At 56.1% G+C, this 2,903-nt stretch carries 3 protein-coding genes; all 3 read left to right on the top strand.

Going from position 1 to position 2,903, the window contains the following annotated elements; all coding sequences use genetic code 11:
• The first annotated feature begins 213 nt into the window (after nucleotides 1–213).
• Nucleotides 214–1,140, top strand: a complete 927-nt coding sequence (locus ACXJ5O_RS23405) for a LysR family transcriptional regulator (RefSeq protein WP_457301997.1) — start codon at nucleotides 214–216, stop codon at nucleotides 1,138–1,140.
• A gap of 102 nt (nucleotides 1,141–1,242) precedes the next feature.
• Nucleotides 1,243–2,526: an NAD(P)/FAD-dependent oxidoreductase gene (locus ACXJ5O_RS23400; protein WP_457301996.1), complete on the top strand. Its 1,284-nt coding sequence runs from the start codon at nucleotides 1,243–1,245 to the stop codon at nucleotides 2,524–2,526.
• A 98-nt stretch (nucleotides 2,527–2,624) separates the two neighbouring features.
• Nucleotides 2,625–2,903, top strand: a 279-nt coding sequence (locus ACXJ5O_RS23395; RefSeq protein ID WP_457301995.1) for an endonuclease/exonuclease/phosphatase family protein, incomplete at its 3' end; no start/stop codon positions are given.

Genomic DNA, 2,903 nt, shown 5'->3' with positions numbered 1-2,903 from the left:
GGCGGGAACTTCCGTCCGGTACATGGATGACATGGCTGAAGAGAAAGATGCGCGGATAGCATCTGTCGAGACAAAACTTGTTGATTTCACAATGATGGTTCCGTTGCAGTGGTGCGACAGCAAATTTTATCGCCGTCATGCTTAAACTGGATTATAGATAAGATAATGGCCCAAGGATTGCGACGATTCAAACTGGGTTGATGCGAGATAAGAATGAAGTTAAGCCGCAGATTGATCCCGGACATCGATATTCTGCAGACATTCGAATGTGCGGCGCGGCATGGCAGTTTTACTCAAGCGGCGAGAGAGCTCAATCTTACGCAAAGTGCTGTCAGCCGGCAGATGAGCGAACTCGAAGGCCAGATCGGCGTGCTGTTGTTCGAGCGCATTCGTCAGCGTGTTGTTCTTTCCGATGCAGGGCAGAAGTTTCTTCCGGAAGTGCGGCGCCTGCTCGGTTTGACTGAAGAGACGATGCTGCGTGCCATGGCGGCGTCACAGTCGGCATCATCCCTCAATATAGCCACCTTGCCTACCTTCGGCAGCCGCTGGTTGATGCCAAGGCTTCCCGATTTCTTGCGCCGCCATCCCGAAATGGCGCTCAGCGTCGCATCGCGGTCGGAACCCTTCGATTTCGAGGAGGAGCCTTTCGATCTGGCCATCCACTATGGCCAGCCGGTGTGGGCGCATGCCACATGCACCTATCTCTGCAGTGAACTGATTGTACCCGTGGGGAGCCCGAAGCTTTGCGCGGCCAATCCCGTCAAGACACCAGCCGAACTGGCAAGCTCAGCGCCATTGTTGCATCTCTCGACACGGCCCAAGGCTTGGGCCTCCTGGTTCGAAACAGTACAGGCAGAGATTGCCACGCCCTACAAGGGGCACCGATTTGAACATTTTTCCATGGTTATAGAGGCAGCGCTCGCCGGTCTGGGCTTCGCATTGCTGCCCCGTTATTTGATTGAGCAAGAGGTCGCATCAGGGCGTTTGCTCGTGCTGTTCGAGCAGCCACTCCAGACCGAGAATAGCTACTATCTTGTGGTGCCCGACCACAAAAAGGAGAACGTTTTGGCACAAAGCTTCTTCACCTGGATAGCCGATCAGGTCACCGAACGACCGACAGTACCCTTGATCATTCGGTGACCGCATCATGTCTTCAAGAAATTTCATTTCCGTTGGCAAGGCCACACCCTATAACGACATGATTATAAGCCGGTTTTCTCCGGCCGACCTGACGGTGATCCCATGCTGAATGATGAACATTCCCACGGCCTGTGGGAAAGGACCGCGCCACCCGCGCCGAAGACGGAACGGCTGGATGGGGATATCTCCGTCGATGTGGCGGTGGTCGGTGCAGGCTTTACCGGGCTTTCTGCGGCTTTGCATCTGGCCGAAGCAGGAACGAAGGTGGCAGTCGTCGATGCCGTTGAGATAGGGTACGGCGGCTCAGGCAGAAATGTCGGCCTCGTCAACGCGGGTATGTGGGTCATGCCAAATGATCTGCCGGGGGTATTGGGAGAGGTTCATGGCGAGCGCCTCCTGGAGCTGCTCGGAAACGCGCCGCAATCGGTTTTCAATCTTGTTGATAAATACAACATTGACTGCGAACTCGAGCGCAAAGGCACGTTGCACTGTGCGGTTGGCCAGGACGGGCTGAAGCAGCTGGAGCAACGGGCCGAACAGTGGCTCGCCCGTGGCGCTGCGGTTCGACTGCTGGATGCAAAACAAACCGCCGCCAAGGTGGGCTCCAATGCATACATGGCTTCATTGCTGGATAACAGGGCGGGCACAATACAGCCGTTGGGCTATGTTCGCGGGCTCGCGGTAGCTGCTCTCGATGCCGGCGCTGCTGTTTATACCAGGACGCCGATAATGGCGACGGAGCGTTCGGGTAAGCGTTGGATTTTACGAGGATCTTCAGGCACGATTACCGCTGACTGGGTAATCGTTGCGACCAACGCCTACACGACATCGCCTTGGCCGGAATTGCGGGCGGAACTTCTGCATCTCCCCTATTTCAATTTCGCCACAGCGCCGCTGCCGGAAGAAGTGCGGAAAACTGTCCTTCCCGAAAAGCAGGGCGGCTGGGATACGAGAGAAATATTGAGCTCCTTCCGCATGGACCGGGCAGGGCGACTGATTTTCGGTAGCGTCGGTGCATTGCGCGGTACCGGCATGGCCGTGCACAAGGCGTGGGCTGCGAGATCCATCCGCAAGCTATTTCCACAGATCAAGGATGTAAAATTTGAAGCTGGATGGTACGGCAAGATCGGCATGACGAGTGACAGTCTGCCGCGCTTCCACGCGCTCGCCCCGAACATCATCAGTTTCAGCGGTTATAATGGCCGCGGCATCGCGCCGGGCACAGTATTCGGCCGTCTTCTTGCTGAGCATATAGTCGGCAAGATCACCGAAGCGGACTTGCCACTACCAGTAACCGTGCCAAAGGAGCAGGGATTGCGGGCAATCCGTGAAGGATACTATGAAGTCGGTGCGCAACTGGCGCATATGGTCGGGAACAGGTTTTAAGCGAACACGACTATCGCCGGTTGTTAACCCCGTCTACTCATTCGCTTGCCATTCTTGGCATCCCGACATATCTCTAAGCGATGGACAGCAAGAAGCCGATGCGGCACACCAGACCCAGCGTCTCCGCCAGCATTTTCGCCGCGGTCAGGAACCGTAACAAACGCCCGGCTGGCATTACCCGAGTCGTGCGTAACGATCTGCTGATTGCTTCCTACAATGTCCACAAATGCGTCGGGATCGATAAGAAATTCGACCCAGATCGCGTTGCCCACGTGATTGGCGAAATTGGCGCGGACGTTATCGCCATTCAGGAGGCCGACAAGCGTTTTGGCGAAAGGACAGGCTTGCTTGATCTTGCCCGTCTCCATCGCGAGAAC

Source organism: Phyllobacterium sp. P5_D12 (genome assembly GCF_054049495.1).
Note: the sequence above shows the minus strand (reverse complement) of the source record. Positions and strands in the feature narration are given on the sequence as shown.